21 protein-coding genes are annotated in these 19,255 nt (G+C 63.9%); 18 read left to right on the top strand and 3 right to left on the bottom strand.

Annotation, left to right across the window (positions count from 1 at the left end):
- Positions 1 to 57 precede the first annotated feature (57 nt).
- The 13 genes from AQ12_RS19565 to AQ12_RS19505 all read left to right on the top strand — a co-directional run bounded on the left by AQ12_RS19565 (position 58) and on the right by AQ12_RS19505 (position 13,318).
- The gene (locus AQ12_RS19565; RefSeq protein WP_048441648.1) at positions 58 to 972 is read left to right on the top strand and encodes an SDR family NAD(P)-dependent oxidoreductase; all 915 of its coding nucleotides are present in this window, start codon (positions 58 to 60) and stop codon (positions 970 to 972) included.
- A 35-nt stretch (positions 973 to 1,007) separates the two neighbouring features.
- Entirely contained in the window at positions 1,008 to 1,799 is a 792-nt protein-coding gene (locus tag AQ12_RS19560) for an enoyl-CoA hydratase-related protein (protein ID WP_048441647.1), read from the top strand.
- A gap of 5 nt (positions 1,800 to 1,804) precedes the next feature.
- Positions 1,805 to 3,835: an FAD-dependent oxidoreductase gene (locus AQ12_RS19555; protein WP_048441646.1), complete on the top strand. Its 2,031-nt coding sequence runs from the start codon at positions 1,805 to 1,807 to the stop codon at positions 3,833 to 3,835.
- Between the two features lie 10 nt (positions 3,836 to 3,845).
- Positions 3,846 to 4,601, top strand: coding sequence for an enoyl-CoA hydratase-related protein (locus AQ12_RS19550; RefSeq protein WP_048441645.1), 756 nt, complete (start codon positions 3,846 to 3,848; stop codon positions 4,599 to 4,601).
- A gap of 14 nt (positions 4,602 to 4,615) precedes the next feature.
- Positions 4,616 to 5,365: an SDR family NAD(P)-dependent oxidoreductase gene (locus AQ12_RS19545; protein ID WP_202967522.1), complete on the top strand. Its 750-nt coding sequence runs from the start codon at positions 4,616 to 4,618 to the stop codon at positions 5,363 to 5,365.
- A 25-nt stretch (positions 5,366 to 5,390) separates the two neighbouring features.
- On the top strand, positions 5,391 to 6,446 hold the full coding sequence (locus tag AQ12_RS19540; protein ID WP_082151695.1) for an NADPH:quinone oxidoreductase family protein: 1,056 nt from the start codon (positions 5,391 to 5,393) through the stop codon (positions 6,444 to 6,446).
- 81 nt (positions 6,447 to 6,527) lie between these two features.
- Positions 6,528 to 6,983 carry a MaoC family dehydratase gene (locus AQ12_RS19535; RefSeq protein ID WP_048441644.1) on the top strand — a complete coding sequence of 152 codons (456 nt, stop codon included), beginning with the start codon at positions 6,528 to 6,530 and terminating at the stop codon, positions 6,981 to 6,983.
- On the top strand, positions 6,980 to 7,750 hold the full coding sequence (locus AQ12_RS19530; protein WP_048441643.1) for an SDR family NAD(P)-dependent oxidoreductase: 771 nt from the start codon (positions 6,980 to 6,982) through the stop codon (positions 7,748 to 7,750). The genes AQ12_RS19535 and AQ12_RS19530 overlap by 4 nt, the downstream gene beginning before the upstream one ends.
- A 100-nt stretch (positions 7,751 to 7,850) precedes the next feature.
- Positions 7,851 to 8,828, top strand: coding sequence for a tripartite tricarboxylate transporter substrate binding protein (locus AQ12_RS19525; RefSeq protein WP_048441642.1), 978 nt, complete (start codon positions 7,851 to 7,853; stop codon positions 8,826 to 8,828).
- Between the two features lie 28 nt (positions 8,829 to 8,856).
- Positions 8,857 to 10,014 (top strand): acyl-CoA dehydrogenase family protein, encoded by a 1,158-nt coding sequence (locus AQ12_RS19520; RefSeq protein WP_048441641.1) that lies wholly within the window; start codon positions 8,857 to 8,859, stop codon positions 10,012 to 10,014.
- Between the two features lie 80 nt (positions 10,015 to 10,094).
- The gene (locus tag AQ12_RS19515; RefSeq protein ID WP_048441640.1) at positions 10,095 to 11,252 is read left to right on the top strand and encodes an acyl-CoA dehydrogenase family protein; all 1,158 of its coding nucleotides are present in this window, start codon (positions 10,095 to 10,097) and stop codon (positions 11,250 to 11,252) included.
- Positions 11,253 to 11,282: 30 nt separating this feature from the next.
- Positions 11,283 to 12,068, top strand: coding sequence for an enoyl-CoA hydratase/isomerase family protein (locus tag AQ12_RS19510; protein ID WP_048441639.1), 786 nt, complete (start codon positions 11,283 to 11,285; stop codon positions 12,066 to 12,068).
- An 11-nt stretch (positions 12,069 to 12,079) separates the two neighbouring features.
- A complete protein-coding gene (locus AQ12_RS19505; RefSeq protein ID WP_048441638.1) occupies positions 12,080 to 13,318 on the top strand; it encodes a CaiB/BaiF CoA-transferase family protein in 1,239 nt (412 codons plus the stop codon).
- Here AQ12_RS19505 and AQ12_RS19500 read toward each other — a convergent pair.
- Positions 13,269 to 14,000 (bottom strand): glutathione S-transferase, encoded by a 732-nt coding sequence (locus AQ12_RS19500; RefSeq protein ID WP_048441637.1) that lies wholly within the window; start codon positions 13,998 to 14,000, stop codon positions 13,269 to 13,271. The genes AQ12_RS19505 and AQ12_RS19500 overlap by 50 nt on opposite strands.
- Before the next feature lie 74 nt (positions 14,001 to 14,074).
- Here AQ12_RS19500 and AQ12_RS19495 point away from each other — a divergent pair, with 74 nt between their 5' ends.
- Complete coding sequence (locus AQ12_RS19495; protein WP_048441636.1) at positions 14,075 to 14,458, top strand: VOC family protein; 384 nt, start codon at positions 14,075 to 14,077, stop codon at positions 14,456 to 14,458.
- Positions 14,459 to 14,558: 100 nt separating this feature from the next.
- Positions 14,559 to 15,659, top strand: a complete 1,101-nt coding sequence (locus tag AQ12_RS19490) for an ABC transporter substrate-binding protein (protein ID WP_048441635.1) — start codon at positions 14,559 to 14,561, stop codon at positions 15,657 to 15,659.
- Positions 15,660 to 15,665: 6 nt separating this feature from the next.
- Here the strand turns inward: AQ12_RS19490 and AQ12_RS19485 are convergent, their stop codons facing one another.
- Positions 15,666 to 16,502 (bottom strand): M23 family metallopeptidase, encoded by an 837-nt coding sequence (locus tag AQ12_RS19485; protein WP_053076812.1) that lies wholly within the window; start codon positions 16,500 to 16,502, stop codon positions 15,666 to 15,668.
- Positions 16,503 to 16,587: 85 nt separating this feature from the next.
- Between AQ12_RS19485 and AQ12_RS19480 the strand changes: the two genes are divergently transcribed.
- Both AQ12_RS19480 and AQ12_RS19475 read left to right on the top strand, forming a co-directional pair.
- Positions 16,588 to 16,893: a hypothetical protein gene (locus AQ12_RS19480; RefSeq protein WP_048441634.1), complete on the top strand. Its 306-nt coding sequence runs from the start codon at positions 16,588 to 16,590 to the stop codon at positions 16,891 to 16,893.
- Positions 16,894 to 16,904: 11 nt separating this feature from the next.
- Positions 16,905 to 17,456: a hypothetical protein gene (locus tag AQ12_RS19475; protein WP_152682871.1), complete on the top strand. Its 552-nt coding sequence runs from the start codon at positions 16,905 to 16,907 to the stop codon at positions 17,454 to 17,456.
- A 23-nt stretch (positions 17,457 to 17,479) separates the two neighbouring features.
- Here the strand turns inward: AQ12_RS19475 and AQ12_RS19470 are convergent, their stop codons facing one another.
- Positions 17,480 to 18,205 (bottom strand): GntR family transcriptional regulator, encoded by a 726-nt coding sequence (locus AQ12_RS19470; protein ID WP_161799049.1) that lies wholly within the window; start codon positions 18,203 to 18,205, stop codon positions 17,480 to 17,482.
- Positions 18,206 to 18,265: 60 nt separating this feature from the next.
- On the opposite strand from AQ12_RS19470, the gene AQ12_RS19465 reads away from it, so the two are divergent.
- Positions 18,266 to 19,255, top strand: a 990-nt coding sequence (locus AQ12_RS19465) for a GMC family oxidoreductase (protein WP_238587773.1), incomplete at its 3' end; no start/stop codon positions are given.

The following is a 19,255-nucleotide window of genomic DNA, read 5'->3' as shown; positions in this document are numbered from 1 at the left end:
GCGCAATCGACGTAATTGACGCAACTGACGCAATTGACGAACAACAAAGGAGATGAGATGGCAGGCTGGATGCAGGACAAGGTAGTGGTGGTGACGGGCGCAGGTGGCGGCATAGGCCGCGACATTGCACTGGCGATGGCCGCTGAAGGCGCATCGGTGGTGGTCAACGACATTGGCGCATCGCTGTCGGGCGTCGGGCTCGACCAGGGTCCCGCGCAGCGCGTTGTCAGCGAGATCGAAGCGCTGGGCGGCAAGGCGATTGCCAATACCGACAGTGTTGCCACATGGGCCACCGCGCAGCAGATCGTTGCATCGGCGGTCGATACCTACGGCCGCATCGACTGCGTGGTGAACAACGCCGGCATCCTGCGCGACCGGTTCTTCTTCAACATGTCGATCGAAGAGTGGCAGACCGTGATCGACGTGCACCTGCAAGGCTCGTTCTTCATGGCGCGCGCCGCAGCGCCGCACTTCAAGAGCGAAAACCGGGGCGCGCTGGTCAACATGACTTCCACCTCTGCGCTGGTGGGCAACTTCGGCCAGGCCAACTACATGGCCGCCAAGCTGGGCATCGTCGGCCTGTCGCGTTCGGTCGCGCTGGACATGGCGAAGTTCAACGTGCGCTCCAACTGCATCGCGCCGTTTGCGTGGAGCCGCATGATCAGCAGCATCCCGACCGACACGCCCGACCAGGTCGAGCGCGTCAATCGCTTAAAGACCATGGAGACGGCCAAGATCGCGCCATTGGCCGTGTACCTCGCCAGCGACCAGGCCAAGGATGTGACCGCGCAGATCTTCGGTGTGCGGGCCAATGAAATCTTTCTGTTTTCGCAGCCTCGGCCTATTCGCTCGGTGCACAACGCCGAAGGCTGGACGCCCGAGAAGATCGCCAACCAGGCGATGCCCGCCATGCGCGCGCAATTCACACCGCTGGAACGCTCCCAGGATGTTTTCACCTGGGACCCTCTTTGAACCCGACAACTCAAAACAAACCGGAGCACAACGCCATGGAATTCAACGACATCCTCTACACCAAGAAAGACGGCGTCGCGCGCGTCACCATCAACCGCGAAAAGGTCATGAATGCCTTTCGCTCGGACACGGTCGAAGAAATGATCCTGGCGCTGCGCGATGCGGATGCCGATCCGTCCATCGGCGTGATCGTGCTGGCAGGCGCTGGTGAGCGCGCGTTCTGTACCGGCGGCGACCAGTCCTCGCACGATGGCAAGTACGCAGGCCGTGGCGTGGCCGGCATGCCGATCGAGGAATTGCAGACACTGATTCGCGACAGCCGCGTGCCGGTGATTGCGCGCGTGCAGGGCTTTGCCATCGGCGGCGGCAATGTGCTGGCCACCATGTGCGACATCACCATCGCATCCGAAAAAGCCATCTTCGGCCAGGTCGGCCCCAAGGTGGGCTCGGTCGATCCGGGCTACGGCACGGCTTATCTGGCGCGCGTGGTGGGCGAGAAAAAAGCGCGAGAGATGTGGTACTTCTGCCGCCGCTACACCGCTGCCGAAGCGCTGGCGATGGGGCTGGCGAACACGGTGGTTCCCCACGACAAGCTGGACGAGACGGTGGACGCGTGGTGCGCGGAGCTGATGGAAAAAAGCCCCACCGCACTGGCAATTGCCAAGCGTTCCTTCAACGCCGACAGCGACAACATTCGCGGCATCGGCAACTCGGGCCTGGAAGCACTGGCGCTGTTCTACCAGACCGCTGAATCGAAGGAAGGCGCAAACGCTTTCCGCGAAAAGCGCAAGCCACAATTTCGCGCGGTGCGCGATCGCAAGGAATAAGCCGCATGACGACGAATGCATTTCCTCACTTGCTGGCGCCGCTGGACCTGGGCCGCACGGTGCTGCGCAATCGGGTCCTCATGGGCTCGATGCACACGCGCATCGACATGCAGGACGAGCCGGCCAAACGCATGGCGGCCTTCTATGGCGAGCGCGCCAGGGGTGGTGCGGCGCTCATCGTCACCGGTGGCTGTTCGCCCAATGAAGATGGCCTGATCGAACCCGGTGCGCCCATGCTGGTGAGCCCGGCGCAGGTGCATGAGCACGCCGAGGTGACGGCCGAAGTGCACCAGCACGGCGGCAAGATCGTGCTGCAACTGCTGCATGCGGGCCGCAATGCCAAGATTGCGAACCTGGTGGGGCCGTCGGACATTCGCTCGCCGATCAATCCGCTCACGCCGCGCGCCCTGGGCACCGCAGAAGTCGAGCAGACAGTCGAGGACTTCGTGCGTTGCGCGAAGCTGGCCGAAGCTGCGGGCTATGACGGGGTGGAGGTGATGGGGTCCGAGGGTTACCTCATCAACCAGTTCACCACCGAGCGATGCAACAACCGCACCGACGAATGGGGTGGCAGCGCAGAAAACCGCAGGCGTTTCCCGGTGGAGATCGTGCGCCGCATTCGCGCAGCCACAGGACCCACCTTCATCATCGACTACCGTATCTCGGCCATCGACCTGGCCGAAGGCGGCTGCAGCTTCGACGAAATTGCAGCGCTGGCCCAGGCCGTCGAAGCCGCTGGCGCTGACCTGATCAACACGGGCATCGGCTGGCATGAATCGGTGGTGCCGACCATTGCCTACCCGGTGCCGCGCGGCGCATTCCGTTTTGCCGTGGCGCGCCTGAAGAAGGCCGTGCGCATTCCGGTCGTCATCTCCAACCGCATCAACACACCGGAGATGGCAGAAGAGATGCTGGCCAGCGGCGATGCCGACATGGTGTCGATGGCGCGTGGCTTGCTGGCCGATCCCTACTTCGTTCAGAAGGTCGCTGCCGGCCTGCCGCAAACCATCAACACCTGCATCGCCTGCAACCAGGCTTGCCTGGACAACGCGTTCAGCCAGAAGGCCACGAGTTGCATGGTCAACCCCAAGGCGGGCCGCGAGCTGGAGTTCCGCTCGCCGCCTCCGGCACGCAAGCTCAATGTCGCGGTGGTGGGTGCCGGTCCTGCGGGGCTTGCCGCTGCCAGCGAAGCGGCCGATCGCGGGCACAGGGTCACGCTCTTCGAAGCCTCTGGCGTGCTGGGCGGCCAGCTGGACCTGGCGATGAAAGTGCCGGGCAAGCTGGAGTTTGCAGAGACGGTGCGCTACTTCGGCGAGATGCTCAAACGCAACGGTGTCGATGTTCGCCTGAACACGCAAGCGACGGCCAAACAGCTCGCCTCGGGCGAGTTCGACCGGGTGATTGTCGCCACCGGCATCCTGCCGCGCGATGTGTCGTTCCCGGGTTCCGATCACGTCAAGGTGGTCTCGTACCTGGACATCCTCAGTGGGCGCAAGACGGCCGGCCGTCACGTCGCGATCATCGGCATGGGCGGGATTGGATTCGACGTGGCCGAGTTGCTCACGTCGGATCACGACGCGTCGCATCGCGAAACGCCGCAGGAGTTTTTCGAGGATTGGGGTGTCGATACCTCACCCGAATCAAAGACGGGCCTCAAGGACATGCACACGCCCAAGGCTGAACGCACGGTGACGCTGCTGCAGCGCTCCAACACGCGAGTCGGCGAGCGGCTGGGCCTGTCGACCGGCTGGATCCACCGCAGCAAGCTGCGCCGCCGCGGCGTCAAGACGGTGACCGGCTGCACCTATGAGCGCGTGGACGACGAAGGCTTTCACATGACGGTCAACGGCCAGCCGACGCTGCTGCCGGTGGACACGGTCGTCATCTGCGCCGGCCAGGAAGTCAATCGCACGCTGGCCGACGAGCTGATCGCGCAAGGGGTGAAAGTCGATGTCGTGGGCGGTGCCCACATCGCAAGCGAACTCGACGCGGTGCGGGCCATCGACGAAGGCACACGCGCCGCGTGGTCGCTGTAAGGAGCCCGCCATGTTTGAACTTCATGTAGCCGACTCCATCGCCACCATCACGATGGTGCGCGCGCCGGTCAATGCGATGAACGACGCCTGGGTCGCCGGTTTCCACGAGTTGCTCGACGGCCTGGAGCCGCGCAATGACTGGTCGATCCTGCGTATTCGCAGCGGGCTCAAGCTGTTTTCTGGCGGCGCCGATCTCAAGCAGATCGAAACGAATTTCAGCCAGTCGATCGAGGTGCAGTCGGGGCCGGGTGAGCGCTACCAGAAGCTGTTTTCTCGCATCGAGGCACTGACGCGCCCGACGCTGGCAGAAATCAAGGGCAGCGCCCTGGGCGGCGGCCTGGAGCTGTCCCTGGCTTGCGATATGCGCTTTGCATCCGAAGAGGCGAAGCTGGGCCTGGTTGAAGTGAAGCTGGGATTGATGCCAGGCGCTGGCGGCACGCAGCGCCTGCCGCGCGCGATTGGGCGTGCGGCTGCGATGCGCATGATCCTGTCGGGCGAGACCGTGACCGGTGCGCAAGCGCTTGCGCTCGGGCTCGTGCAGTGGGCTGTGCCGGTCGAGCAGTTCGACGAGAAGGCCGATGCGGTGGTGCGGCAGTTCGCTGCCATCGAACCGCATGCGGCCCAGGCCGCCAAGGCTGCGATCAATGCGGCCTTCGACCCCACGCGCAACGGCTACAACGTCGAGCGCGACAACGTCAAAACCTGCCTTGCGCATCCGCGCACGCGCGAACTCGTCGGCGGCTTTCTGGCGCGCTCGGCCAAGTGAAGAACCCTGGAGACATCATGGAACTCAAAGACAAGATCATCGTCGTGACCGGCGGCGCATCGGGCATCGGCAAGGCGACTGCCCTCCTGCTGGCATCGCATGGGGCGAGCGTGCATATCGGTGACCTGGACATGGCGGGCTCTGAAGCGACGGCCCAGTCGTTTGAAGGCGCAGGCTCGATCTCGGCGACGCAGCTCGACCTGGCCAAACCGGATTCAGTGAAGTCGTTTACCGAAGCAGTCCTTGCCCAACACGGCCGTGTCGATGGCCTCGTGAATGCGGCGGGCTTCGACAAGGTCGGGCCCTTCATCAAGAACGACCCCGAGTTGTGGGAGCGGCTCGTGGCGGTGAACCTGCTGGGCGCGATGCGCCTGACGCAACTGGTGCTGCCGTCGATGATCTCGGCCAACGCGGGCAAGATCGTGAACATCGCCAGCGATGCTGGGCGCGTCGGCAGCATGGGCGAGACCGCGTACGCGGCGACCAAGGGCGGCCTGATTGCATTTACCAAATCGCTCGCACGCGAGATGGCCCGCTACCAGATCAACGTGAACGTGGTGTGCCCCGGACCAACCGATACGCCGCTGTTCAACACGCAGGCCAGCGAAGGGCTGCGCGAGGCGCTCATCAGCGCGATTCCGTTCAGGCGGCTCGGGCAGCCGGAAGATGTGGCGCATGCGGTGCACTACCTGGTCGGGCCGAATTCAGGCTATGTGACGGGCCAGGTGCTGAGTGTGAGCGGCGGCCTGACGATGGTTGGCTAAAGCCTGCAGCCGTTCAATCACTCCAGTGAAAGCACTCCTTAGCAAGGCAGCCGGCGGGCCGGAGACACTTGTTGTCGAAGACGTGGCTTCGCCCGTTCCCGGTGCGGGGCAAGTGCGCCTGCGTGTTCATGCATGTGCGTTGGGCTATGCCGACACGCTCATCATCAACGACCAATACCAGATGCGCCCCGCGCGTCCCTTTGCGCCGGGAGGTGAAGTCTCCGGCGTCGTCGATGCAGTGGGCGAGGGTGTCACCACGCTCAACAAGGGCGATCGTGTCATCGGCTGGTGCTTCTGGGGCGGCCTTGCAGAAGAACTCGTGATCGATGCGGACAAGTGCGTGCCGATCCCCGATGCGATGCCGTTCGACGATGCAGCGGCTCTGCTGTTCAGCCATGGCACTGCGCTCTACGCGCTGCGCGAGCGCGGTGAGTTGATGGCGGGTGAAACGCTGCTCGTCACGGGCGCGTCCGGGGGTGTGGGGCTCGCGGCAGTTGAATTGGGCAAGGCGATGGGTGCGCGGGTGGTGGCTGCTGTCTCTTCGCAGGAGAAACTGGAACTCGCGCTGGCTTGCGGCGCCGACGCAGGCGTGGTGTATCCGGCAGGCGCAATGGACAAGGACGCCGCGCGTGCTTTTGGCCAGGCGCTCAAGCAAGCGCTGGGCGAGCAGGGTGCGAATGTAGTGCTCGACGTGGTGGGTGGTGACTATGCCGAGCAGTGCCTGCGCGCGATCGCCTGGCAGGGCCGGTACCTCGTTGTCGGATTTGCCGCGGGCATCCCGAAGCTGCCGATGAACCTGGTGCTGCTCAAGGGCTGCGACATACGCGGGGTGGGTCAGGGCGAGTTCATCACTCGCGAACGTGAGAAATACGACGCGAGCCACCGCGAACTGATTTCCATGTATTCCAAGGGACTCATTCGTCCGCGTATCTCGCAGCGCTTCACGCTTGCGCAGGCCGGGCAAGCATTGAGCCTGCTGGCCACTCGCCAGGCGGTCGGCAAGCTGGTCGTGACGATGACGCCCCTGGCTGTCATTGCGGGCCGAGATCGCAGAGATCCTTCGAATCTTCCGAAATCATGACTTCGACAGCCGTAGCCGCTGCGCGGTGGATGCCGGATCGAGTCCGGCATGACAGCCATTGATAACGAAAGGAGACAGCACATGAGAGTCTTTGCAACGCTCGATGAACTCCCGCCGCTGGTCGGCCAGGACATTGGCACCAGCGAGTGGACTGAAGTAACCCAGGCGCAGATCGACCTCTTCGCAGAGGCCACCGGCGACCACCAGTGGATTCACGTGGACCCCGTCCGCGCCAAGGACGGGCCCTATGGGACAACCATCGCGCACGGCTTCCTCACACTCTCATTGCTGCCAAAAATGTACGCAACGACCATCAAGGTCGAGCAGATGCGAATCGGCGTCAACTACGGCCTGAACAAGGTGCGGTTTCCGGCGCCAGTGCCAGTCGGAAGCCGCCTGCGATGCCACATCAAATTGCTGGCCTGCGAGGAAGTCGCGGGCAATGGCTTGCAGCTGACCTGGGACATGAGCGTGGAGCGTGAAGGCGAGACCAAGCCGGTGTGCGTCGCCGAGTTTGTGCAGCGGAGATATCGATGAAGGGCAAGGCTGTCCTCATCACCGGCGGCTCCGGGGGAATCGGCTTCGCGGTCGCGCAGCGGATGGCGCGCGATGGCGCCGTGATTGCAATTACCGGACGCTCGGCCGAAACGGGTGAAGCTGCTGCAACGAGGCTGCGTGAGCTCTCGCCCGATTGCTTCTTCCTGCAGGGTGACTCGTGCGACGCAGCCAGTTGCACCGACGTTGCTGCACAGGCGGCACGCCGCATGGGCCGCATCGATGTGCTGGTGAGTTCGGGTGCGCAAAATCCGCTCGGACCGATGCCGTTTGCCGATATGACGCCCGAGCAGATCGAGTCTGGATTTCGGGTGCGCGTGATGGGCCGAATCCTGCCGGTGCATGCTGCGTTGCCGCACATGCGCGCAGCCGGTGGCGGCTCGGTCGTGATGATCGGCACCGATGCCGCGCGCCATCCGACGCCGGGCGAATCGGTGATCGGCGCGGCGGGGGCGGCCGTCATCCTCATGTCCAAAGCACTCGCGCGCGAGTTCGCCAGGGACAAGGTTCGCGTGAACTCGGTTGCGCTCACGATCACGTCCAACACCACCAGCTGGGACCGCATGTTCGCCAACGAGAGTTTCGGCAACAAGCTGTTCTCCAAGGCAGTTGCGCGTTTTCCGCAGGGGCGCGCACCGACAGCCGAGGAAGTCGCGGAGGCCGTGACCTTCTTCGCGAGCGATGCAGCATCGCAAATCACAGGGCAAACCCTGAGCGTGAACGGTGGATTGTCGTTTGGCGGCTGGTGAGTTGAATCAACTTCCACCCAGGTCAATAAACGTCAATTGTCAGCGTGTGAATGCGGGCGCAATATGCCCTTGCATCCCGAAAATTACAGGAGACACACACATGGTCCGGAAGTTCGCATCCCGTTTGCTCGCATCGGTTGTTGCAACCGCAACCGTATTCGCTACTGGCGCCATGGCGCAGGCGTATCCCAACAAGCCGATCCGCATGATCGTGCCGTACGCGGCCGGCGGCCCCACCGATGTGCTTGCGCGCGTCATGGCGCAGAAACTGACCGAATCCGTCGGCCAGAACGTGATCGTCGAGAACAAGCCTGGCGCCAATGGAATTCCAGGCACGGACGCCATCGCCAAGGCCACGCCGGACGGCTACACGATCGGGCTTTCGACCATCGGGCCGCTGGCTGTCAACCCGAGCCTGATCGCCAATGTTCCCTACGATCCGCTGAAGGATTTCGCGCCCATCATGCTGCTCGCGCGTTCGTACAGCATGCTGGCCGTGCATCCCAGCGTACCGGCCAACAACATGCGCGAACTGGTGGCGCTGGCCAAGGCCAACCCCGGCAAGTATTCCTATGCAACCGGCGGCGTGGGCACCACGCAGCACCTGTCGGGCGAACTGCTCAGCAACGTGGCCGGCATCAAGATGCTGCACGTTCCGTACAAGGGTGAGGGCGCTGCGCAGTCCGACCTGCTGGGCGGCCAGGTGCACATGATGTTCACCAGCACCATCATCGCCAACACGCACGTCAAGGCCGGCAAGCTGCGCGCCATCGCGGTTGCCTCTGCCCAGCGCCTGCCATCGATTCCTGATGTGCCGGCGATTGCCGAGACCTATCCCGGCTTTGAAGTGACCGCCTGGTTTGGCATGGTTGCACCCGCTGGCACACCCGAGCCCATCGTCAGGCGCCTGAACGACGCATTCCAGGCCGTGCTGAAGAACCCCGAAGTCGTCAAGAAGCTGGAAGACCTGGGCGCACTGCCCGCAGGTGGCCCTCCGTCGGACCTGATGGCGCTGATTCGCTCGGAGCTGCCCAAGTGGCGCGACGTGATCCGCAAGGCCGACATCAAGGCCGAGTAACCCGTTCACATCAACTGAAGGACACAGCGTGGCACTCGACGCGGAAAGCCTGGCGCAATTCACCGACACCGTGGCGCGCTTCGTGCGCGAACGGTTGATTCCCGCCGAGGCGCAGGTGGCTGCCGACGATCGGATTCCCGACGATCTGCTGCGCGGCATGGGCGAACTGGGTCTCTTTGGCATGACGCTGCCCGAGCAATTCGGCGGGCTGAACCTCAATGCGTCGGAAGAAGTGCGCGTGGTATTCGAGCTCTGCTATGCCGCGCCGGCGTTTCGCGGCTATCTGGGCGCGAACAACGGCCTGGGGGGCCGCGCAATACTGGTGGGTGGCAGCGAGCCGATGAAGGACAAGTACCTCACCGGTATCGCGTCCGGTGAGATCGTCACCGCGTTCGCATTGACGGAGCCGGAGACTGGTTCAGACGCCGCCGCGCTCAAGACCAAGGCAACGAAGCAGGCTGATGGCTCGTGGGTGCTGTCGGGCCGCAAGACCTACATCACGCACGCCGACATCGCCGATGTCTTCATCGTGGTGGCGCGCAGCGACCCGCAATCGGTGGGCGGCAAAGGCGTGTCGGTGTTCCTGGTGCCGGGTGATACGCCGGGCCTTGCGCGCGGCAAACCAGAAAAGAAGATGGGTCAGCAGGGCACGCATGTGGCTGACCTGTCGTTCAATGATTGCGTGCTGCCGGCTTCTGCGCTGCTCGGCGTCGAGGGCAGGGGATTTGAGCTGACGATGCAGGGGATTGACCGCAGTCGTCTGCACATGGGTGCGATCTGCGTGGGTGTCGCAAGGCGGCTGATTGACGAGTCGCTGAAGTACGCGATGGAGCGCCGCCAGTTCGGCAAGCCCATTGCCGAGTTTCAGCTGGTCCAGGCCATGCTGGCCGACAGCCAGGCCGAGATGGCGGCCGCGCGTGCCCTGGTGATTGACAGCGCTGCGCGTTGCGATGCGGGCGAGAACATTTCGATGGAAGCGTCGTGCTGCAAGATGTTCGCATCCGAAATGGTGGGCCGCGTGGCCGACCGTGCGGTACAGATTTTTGGTGGTGCGGGGTATATGCAGGACAGCGTGGTCGAGAGGCTGTATCGCGATGTGCGCGTGTTCCGCATCTACGAAGGCACGACGCAGATCCAGCAGGTCACGATTGCGAAACACATGATTCGGCGCGCGACGGCGGGTTGATGAGATGGATTGCGGCGGGTTCGAAGGACCCCTGCGGTCCCGGTTCGCAATGACAGTTCTCGAAGAAGGAAGGACATCCGTTGGCACTTGACGCAGAAACCCTCAAGGAATTCACCGCCAGCGTGGCCCGCTTTGTGCGCGAGCGCCTGATCCCCGTGGAAGCGCAGGTCGCATCGACCGACCAGATTCCGCAAGATGTCATCCAGGACATGCGCCAGCTCGGCCTGTTCGGCATGACGCTGCCTGCCCAGTACGGCGGCCTCGAACTCAACGCGAGCGAAGAAGTGCAGGTGGTGTTCGAGCTCTGCTATGCAGCGCCCGCGTTTCGCGGCTACGTCGGAGCCAACAACAGCCTGGGCGGCCGTGCCATTCTCTGGGGCGGTACCGACCAGCAGCGAAACCACTACCTGCCGCGCATCGCATCGGGCGAGTTGCTCACTGCGTTCGCCCTGACCGAGCCATCCAGCGGCTCAGATGCCACCGCCCTCAACACCCGCGCGCACAAACGCGAGGATGGATGCTGGGTCATCAACGGCGGCAAGCGGTTCATTACCGGCGCATCGGAAGCGGACCTCATCAATGTCGTCGCCCGCACGGAGCCCGGCTCGACCGGTGGCAACGGCGTATCGGTCTTCCTCGTGGAGCGCGCAACACCCGGCATGACGCAGGCTCCACCCGACCGCAAGATGGGCCAGCAAGGCGCGCATACGGGCGACCTGTACTTCGAGGACTGCGTGGTTCCTGCGGATGCGCTTCTTGGCGAAGAGGGCAAAGGCTTCAAGCTCACCATGCGAACGATTGATCGTGGGCGTGTGCACATCGGCGCTGCCTCGGTGGGCCTTGCGCGTCGCCTCATCGACGAGATGCTTCGCTATGCGCTGGAGCGCCGGCAGTTCGGGCAGGCTATTGCCGATTTCCAGCTGGTGCAGGCCATGATTGCCGACAGCCAGGCCGAGTACCTCGCCGCACGTTCGCTGGTCATGCAGACCGCAGCGCGTTGCGATCGGGGCGAAGATTTCTCGATGGACGCAGCGTGCTGCAAGATGTATGCATCCGAGATGGTCGGCCGCGTGGCTGACCGTGCAGTGCAGATATTTGGCGGCGCCGGTTATATGCAGGATTGCCCAGTGGAGCGGCTCTATCGCGACGCGCGCATATTCCGAATCTACGAAGGCACCACGCAGATCCAGCAGATCACGATCGCGAAACACCTGGTCCGCGCCGCTGCTGCCCATTGAACACAGGCAACCTCAATCAAGGAAAGAACCATGAGCGAAGAACTCCAGACCCGCGTCGTTGATCGCGTCGGCCAGATTATTTTCAACCGCCCGGAAACGCGCAACGGCCTGGTGCCGAAGTTCATCGGCAAGGTGATGGACGTCATCAAGGCCTACGAAGCCGACCCCGGCGTACGCGCGATCACCTTCACCGGCAACGGCAAGGACTTTTCATCGGGCGGTGACAAGGGGTTCCTGCGCGAAGTGCAGCAGATGACGCCCGACCAGGTCCAGCGTGAGGTCTACGGCTACTTCCAGGGCGTGGTGCGCCAGATCAAGATGTGCAACAAGCCCACGGTGGCCATCGTCAACGGCGGAGCTGTGGGCACCGGTTGCGACATCGCCATCGCCACCGACTTTCGCGTCGTTTCCAAAACCTCGTTCTTCCACGAGAACTGGACGGCCATCGGTTGCATGTCTCCGCTGGGCGCCAACTACATGCTGCCGCGCCTGATCGGCCTGGAGCGCGCCGCCAACATGATCATGCGCGCGCAACGCGTGTACGGCGAAGAGGCTGTGCGCATCGGGCTTGCAACGCATCTGGCCGAAGACGATTCCAAGCTGGTTGAAGAAGGCCAGGCCTTCGCCAGGGACCTGGCCTGCCGGTCGGCAGACGCACTGCGCGCCGCCAAGATCGCGCTGCGCCGTTCGATGGACGGCGGCACCCTGAGCAGCGAGTGGGAGTTCAACCTGCTGCAGCAGGGCCGCCTGCTGGCCGGACCCGACTACGAAGCGGCGCTCGATGCGATCGAGGCCAAGCGCGTTCCGACCTACTGAGGCCGCCCAGCATGTCCGGGCCATTGGCCGGTGTTCGCGTCGTCGATCTGACGGCTGTGCTGCTGGGCCCGACGGCCACCCAGATCCTGGGCGACATGGGCGCCGACGTCATCAAGATCGAAGCGCCCGGCGGCGACGCCACGCGAGGTGCAGGTGCCGCGCGCAACCCCGGCATGGGTTCGCTTTTCATGCACATCAACCGCAACAAGCGCAGCCTGGTGCTGGACCTGAAGCAACCGGCAGGTCTCCAGGCGCTGATGAAGTTGCTCCAGACCGCCGATGTCCTCTTTCACAACATGCGTCCGCAGGCGATGGCACGGCTGGGGCTGGCGTATGCAGATGTCGCCAAACTTAATCCGGGCATCGTGTACTGCGGTGCGTTTGGCTACGGACAGGGCGGGCGCTATGCGGCGCGGCCCGCCTATGACGACCTGATCCAGAGCGCAGTCGCGTTGCCGCACCTGTTCGAGCGGTCCACCGGCCACATGCACTACACGCCGATCAACCTGATCGACCGCCTGATCGCGATGAAGGCGGTGTACTGCGTGACCTCGGCGCTGTTCCATCGCGAGCGCACGGGCGAGGGCCAGGAGGTCGAGCTGTCGATGTTCGAGACGATGGCCGAGATGGTGCTCGGCGAGCATCTTGCCGGCGAGAGTTTCGATCCGCCGCTGGGGCCGGCGGGTTACGGCAGGTCACTGTCGCCGAGCCGCAAGCCCTACAAGACGAGCGACGGTCATGTCGCCGCGATGATCTACACGAACCGGCAGTGGCAGCGGTTTTGCGAGATGGCGGGCAAGCCTGAACTTGTGAGCGATCCGCGCTTTGAAGACAACGGCGCACGCGGGCGCAACATGGACCAGCTTGGTGAGATCGTCGCGGGCGTGCTCATCACGCGCACCACGGCAGAGTGGGTCGAGACGCTGCAGGCCATCGACCTGCCGGTGATGGCGGTGAACACGCTGGAGTCGCTGATCGACGATCCGCATCTGGCCGATGTCGGGTTCTTCCAGTGGGTCGATCACCCAACGCAGGGCCGGATTCGCTCGATGCGCGGCGGATCGACGTGGTCCAGGACGCCGGCGCAGTTCACGAGGCAGGCGCCGCTGTGCGGACAGGACAGTGTGGATGTGCTCACGGAATTGGGGTATTCGCCTGAGCAGATCGAAGACCTGATGGCATCGGGTGCGGCTGGTCAGGTCAGCCCACATCCAGCTCCGGATACCTCCGAAAAACCCCCTCTTCGCTGAACGCAAGCCGCCGGTCGCTTTTCAGGTAGGCCGCCACGCGCGGCTGGGTGGCGATGCGGTGATGCAGGGCGAGCACCAGCGGCGTGCGCACCAGCACTTTTTCAGATGCGAGCGGAAACGCATAGCGCAATCCCTCCACCAGCTGGAACAGCGACAGGTCTGCGTAGCTCATGCGGTTGCCCACCAGGTAGCGATTGCCCGCCGGGTTCTGGGCCAGAACCCGCTCGAACCACTTCATGAATTTCGGCATGCGCTCCTTGCAGAAGTCGCCCGCGCGGCGCAGCGCCTCGGCCTTCTGGTCTTCGTAGTACAGGCTGGAGGCGATCGGGTGATGCGTGTCGTGCGCCTCGGTCACCATGTCGGCGATGGTGAGCTGGATCTGCATCGTCCATATGCCCGCCTGTTCGTTGCGCGCGACGAGCTTGAGCGTGGGCGCGAGGTACTGCAAGATGGCGGCCGTCTGCCCGACGACGAAATCACCGTCCTTGAGAAAGGGCGGCGCAAACGGCGGATGCCGCGTGCTCTTGAGGTCCATGAATCGTTGCATCGCGGCGACGCCCTTGCCGGTGTCTGCGGCGCTGCGCGCGACATCGACGTAGGAGGTGCCTGTCGCTTCGAGCGCGAGCCGGACAAATTCGCCGCGGCCCTGGATGGTGGGCCAGTAGTGGAGTTCGTAAGTCATGGCCTGACTGTAGTCACTTACGATACCCACTTGGTTCATGACCGGTTTTGCAGTTCAACCCAAGAGGAGTTTTCATGTTTTCTCACGTCATGGTCGGCATTGCCGATATCGAGCGTTCCAGGCGCTTCTACGATGCAGTCCTCGGCTCCATCGGAATCGCGCCCGGCACGGTGGATCGTCACCGCGTTTTCTGGCGTTCGCCAACCGGATCGTTCGGTGCATCGCTGCCGATCAACGGCGAGCCGCAGACCATCGGCAACGGCAGCACCGTCGGGTTCACCTGCAGCTCGCCAGAGCAGGTCCAGGCGTGGCACGCGGCCGGCATGGCCAACGGCGGCACCACCTGCGAAGACCCGCCGGGTATCCGCGACAACGGCGCGAGCAAGCTGTACCTGGCCTACATGCGCGACCCCGACGGCAACAAGCTCTGCGCGCTGCACCGCTTGCCCAAAGCCTGAGCGTTCTCAAACGTAACGGGGCGTCGCGCACATGAAAACCCTAACAGTCCAGCGACCTGAAAGCGCTTACCTTCAACGCCTGGATTGAAAGGGATATGTCATGAGGCGAGCACTACTGGCCCTGGCCGTTTTAGTTGCGCCCGTGCTGTGCACGGCGCAAATTCTTATCGGCCAGACCGCTGGCTTTACCGGCACGGTCGCTGCCGGCGTGAAGGAAACGTCCGAGGGCGCAAGACTGTGGATTGACCAGGTCAACGCCTCAGGCGGCGTCAACGGCCAGAAGATCGAAGTGATCGCCATGGACGACAAGTTCGATCCGAAGATCGCCGCAGAAAACGCCAAGGTCCTGATCGAAGAGAAAAATGTCCTGGCGATGTTTCTCAATCGCGGCACGCCGCACACCCAGGCCATCATCCCGCTGCTGGACGCCAACCGCATCGCGCTGGTCGGCCCGTCGACCGGGGCTGCGGTGCTGCACACACCGTTCCAGAAACACATCTTCAACGTGCGCGCGACCTACCAGCGCGAGGTCGAGAAGGCGGTGCTGCATCTGCACACCGTCGGCATCACACGAATCGCCGTGGTCTATGCAGACGACTCGTTTGGCGCGGACGGCCTGGAGGGCGCGCAAAAGGGTTTCAAGAAGGCGGGCATCCAGGCGGTGGCGAGCATCAAGGCTGATCGGTCCAAGCCGGACTTTGCCGCAATCATCCCTGTGCTGCTGCAGAAGGAATCGCAGGCCGTCGTGTGGATCGCATCGGGCGGTGCGGTGGCCGAAGGTGTGAAGGCCTTGCGCGCTGCCAAGTCCGCAGCGCGGGTCGTGACACTGTCGAACAATGCGTCATCGGGGTTCATCAAGAGCCTGGGCGATGTGGCGACGGGTGTGATCGTCACGCAGGTGTTCCCTTCGGAGCGCTCGGCTGAATTCGCGTTCGTGAAAGAAGCAGCCGCACTCGCCAGGGCCAAGGGTGTCGAACTCAGCCCTGCCATGCTCGAAGGCTTTGCTGCCGCCAAGATACTGGTCGAAGGATTGCGCAAGGCAGGCCCCAAGCCCACCCGCGCCAAGCTGATCACCGCGCTGGAGTCGATCAGGAAGTTCGACCTGGGCGGGATGGAGGTCAGCTATTCACCCGAAGATCACTCGGGCCTGGACTTCGCCGACCTCTCGATCATCGGGCAGGACGGCAGATTCCGTCGCTAGAGCCTGTTAACTGACCTGGGCCAGAAACAGATCCGGGTCCACCATCGTCCGGTTCAGCATCACGCCCCAGTGCAGATGCGGACCGGTGGCACGGCCGGTCGCGCCGACGGCACCTAAAGGCTCTCCGGCACGCAGCACATCGCCCACGCGCACGCTGGTCGCACTCAGGTGGCAATACAGCGTGAGCAGCCCGCCGCCGTGGTCCAGCCACACCGTCCCGCCATTGAAGAAGTAGTCGCCGGTGTCGATCACCCTGGCTGCCAGCGGCGCCTTCACAGGCGTGCCCGACGGTGCCGCGATGTCCATGCCCGAGTGCGGCGAGCGTGCCTGTCCGTTGAAGACCCGCCGCAGGCCGAAAGAGCTTGAGCGCGGACCGGGCACGGGCGCAGCCATCGTCAACGCATCGCCGTCAACCGGCGCAGAGAACGTGGCCATGACCTTTGCCATGTGCTCGCGTTCGCGCTCGTAACGCGCCTGGTCTGCGGGCGACAGGTCCACATGGCCCGGCGCAACCCGCAGCCGCTGCTCGCGATATTTTTTCGGGCGGACTTCGTAGTCGATGGAGCGCGCAGCGCCACCGTCCATCTGAACCTGGATCTTTTCGGTGCCCAAAGACGCAGACAGCGCAATGCCGACGAGCGCGGTCCATGCGGATGAGTCGCCCACCACGAGCAAGGGCACCTGTCCCTGATGCGCCGTTGGCCGCTCGCGTGACGCGCCTAGCGGAATGCGGGCAACGCCGCCGGGGACGGTGGAGTGTGGAGGTAGCTGGGCTGCTGCTGCGTTGGCTTCCAGGCCGCAAGCCATCAGGGCCAGCAGGACGGTGCGTCGGGACAAAGACATGGATGAGGTAGAGGGGTCACGGGTCAATGTCCGAGTATGGCTGCTGCGGCGCGACCTGTGGGATGCGCTGCGCTAGAGTCGGCACATGAACTGGTTGAACTCGTTGATTGGCAGGTTTCCCCGGCAAGCGCAGGTGATCGGCAAGGTCGTCTTCCTGGCTGGCGCCATCCTGATCCTGGGCGCCGTGTTCGCGCGGGCAGGGCTGATGGCTGTCAACACCGAGCGGGTAGCAGCCAAGCTGCCCGCGTTGCAGACCCTGGCGCAGGCCTACCCGCAGTACGCGACATGGGTGGTACCCGAAGGGCCGGTGGGGTTCACGGTGGCGGCGGCGCTGGTGCTGATCGGGATGGTGTTGACGGGCCTGCCTGCGAAGCCGAAGAACCGCAAGTAAAGGCGACGTACGTGGACCCCGAATCTGCTCCGATGCTGTTGCGCTGGCTGCGCTACCCATCTGTGCAGATCGCGCTGTGCACGCTGGCCTATGCCGCCATCGCGTGGCGCATGAGCGCCTTCTGGATCATGATGACCGGCGTGGCCTGGGCCATAGCGATCGCGCGGCCCTTGATCAATCTGCTGGGCAATGCGCATTACAACGTCCGGGCTGCTGCGTGGCTTCCGGTGCACGGCAAATACTTTTCGTACAAGGGGGTGGCGTTGCGCGTGGTCGAAGACGAGGACCACTGCCGCTGGATTCATCTGGCCGATGCACGGCGTGTTGCTGCAGGAATCTCTGCCGATCGCGTGTTGGTCGCGGCTTATCCCGGGCGTGTGCGGCGGATGGGGCAGCCTGAGGCGATGCATGTGCGCGATGACGCGCTGGTCGAACATCTGGGCAAGGCCACGGACGGCAGCGCGCTGCGCTTTCGCAGCTGGATCGAACGTGACATCGGGTTCCCCGCCGCGAAAGAACGCAAGCGCCTGGGCATCCAGCCAGAACCGCCGTTCGCGCCTTGACCTTGTCCAGTGCAGAGTCGGGGCTATGTCTGCAGCTCAATCTCCCACTTGACCCAGTCACCTCGATAGACCACCTCGGCGTAATAGAGCACCTTGTCCGAAGCGTCCAGGAAGATGCGCGTCACATGCGCCACGGGGGTGCCGGGCTGAACGCGCAGCAGACGTGCCGCTTCGGTGTCGGCCGCGCCTATCGTCATCGCCTGGTGCGCGCGATGGATCTTGACTGACTTCATCTTCAGCAGTTGCGGGATCACAGCGTGCGTGCGAAATGTTTCCGGCGAGCGCTGGAAGATCTCTTGCAGCAGGTACAACGAGATGAGGGCGTAGGGCTTGCCTTCGGTGAAGTGCTGCCGCCTCATGAAGACGTAGCTCTTGCCAAGCTTGCCCGCGCCGGGTTGCAGCTTTGGCATCGCGTGGCTTTCGTCGTAGGTGAGCATCTTCGCGCTGGTCGACTCATACATCGATGCCAGCGACCGCAGGGACGACTTCATGACCACGGTCTTGGGCGCGTCTTGCGTCAGGGTGACGACCGTGCCATGGCCGCGGCGAGGGACGAGCAGGCCCTCTTTCGTGAGTAGCTGCACCGACTGGCGAACCGTCACGCGGGCCACGCCGAATTCCTGCGCCAGTGCCTCCAGCGTCGGGATGAGGCTGCCTGCGGGCCACTCGCGTTTGTTGATGCGCTCGCGCAGGATGTCCGCTACCCGAAGGTAGAGCGGAATGGGGCTTTCCGCGAGGGGGCTTGACACCGCCGGAATTTTATAAGTACTATTAACCATACTTTTGATCTTTAGATCTTTCGGGGCATTATGCAACGGTTCGCCAGCGACATGGCCGGCATCCCTGGTGGCTACGACTTCATCATCGTCGGTGCAGGTTCGGCAGGCTGCGTGCTCGCCAACCGGCTGTCGGCGGACCCGGCTGCACGCGTGCTGCTTGTGGAAGCTGGCGGGCCTGATCGCAACTTCTGGCTGAAGTTGCCGGTGGGCTACTTCAAGACGATCTACGACGAGCGTTTCTCCCGCATCTTCCAGGCCGAAGGAGGCGACGTGCTCAAGGGAAGAAAGGTCGCCTGGCCGCGCGGCCGCATCCTGGGCGGATCGAGCTCCATCAATGGCCTGATCTACCTGCGCGGGCAGAAGCAGGATTTCGACGTGTGGGCCAGCGAGGGAGCGCCAGGCTGGGACTATGCGTCGGTCCTGCCGTACTTCAGGAAGTCCGAGGCCTTCAGCGGTGCGGGCTCGCCCTTCCACGGCACGCAGGGCGAACTCGGCGTCTCTGAATTGCGCAATGACCATCCGTTTTGCAGGCGCTGGCTCGACGCCGCGCATGAGTACGGCCTGCCGCGCAACGCCGACTTCAACGGCGAGAGCGACTATGGCGTCGGCGCGTACCACCTGACGCTTTCGGGTGGCTGGCGCTCAAGCGCTTCAGCGGCGTTCCTGCGGCCTGTGCTGCATCGTCGCAACCTGACTGTTCTCACCGGTGTGCACGTCACGCGCGTGCTCTTTGACGGGTCGCGTGCCGCCGGGGTGGAGTGGGTGCGCGACGGCCAGCGCGGTTCGGCCACTGCGCACGCCGAGGTCATTGTCTCGGCGGGTGCCATCCAGTCGCCGCAGTTGCTGCAGCTTTCGGGCATTGGTCCGCAGGCGGTGCTCAAGAGGGCCGGCATCCCGGTCCTGGTTGATGCACCCGATGTCGGTGCGAATCTCCAGGATCACTACCAGGCCCGCACGATCGTGCGGCTGCGCGAGCCGCAGTCGCTCAACAACCACATCCGCAACCCGCTGCGGCTCGCG

The sequence above is a fragment of the Caenimonas sp. SL110 genome (assembly GCF_001044395.1).
Lineage (GTDB): Bacteria > Pseudomonadota > Gammaproteobacteria > Burkholderiales > Burkholderiaceae_C > Ramlibacter.
Note: the sequence above shows the minus strand (reverse complement) of the source record. Positions and strands in the feature narration are given on the sequence as shown.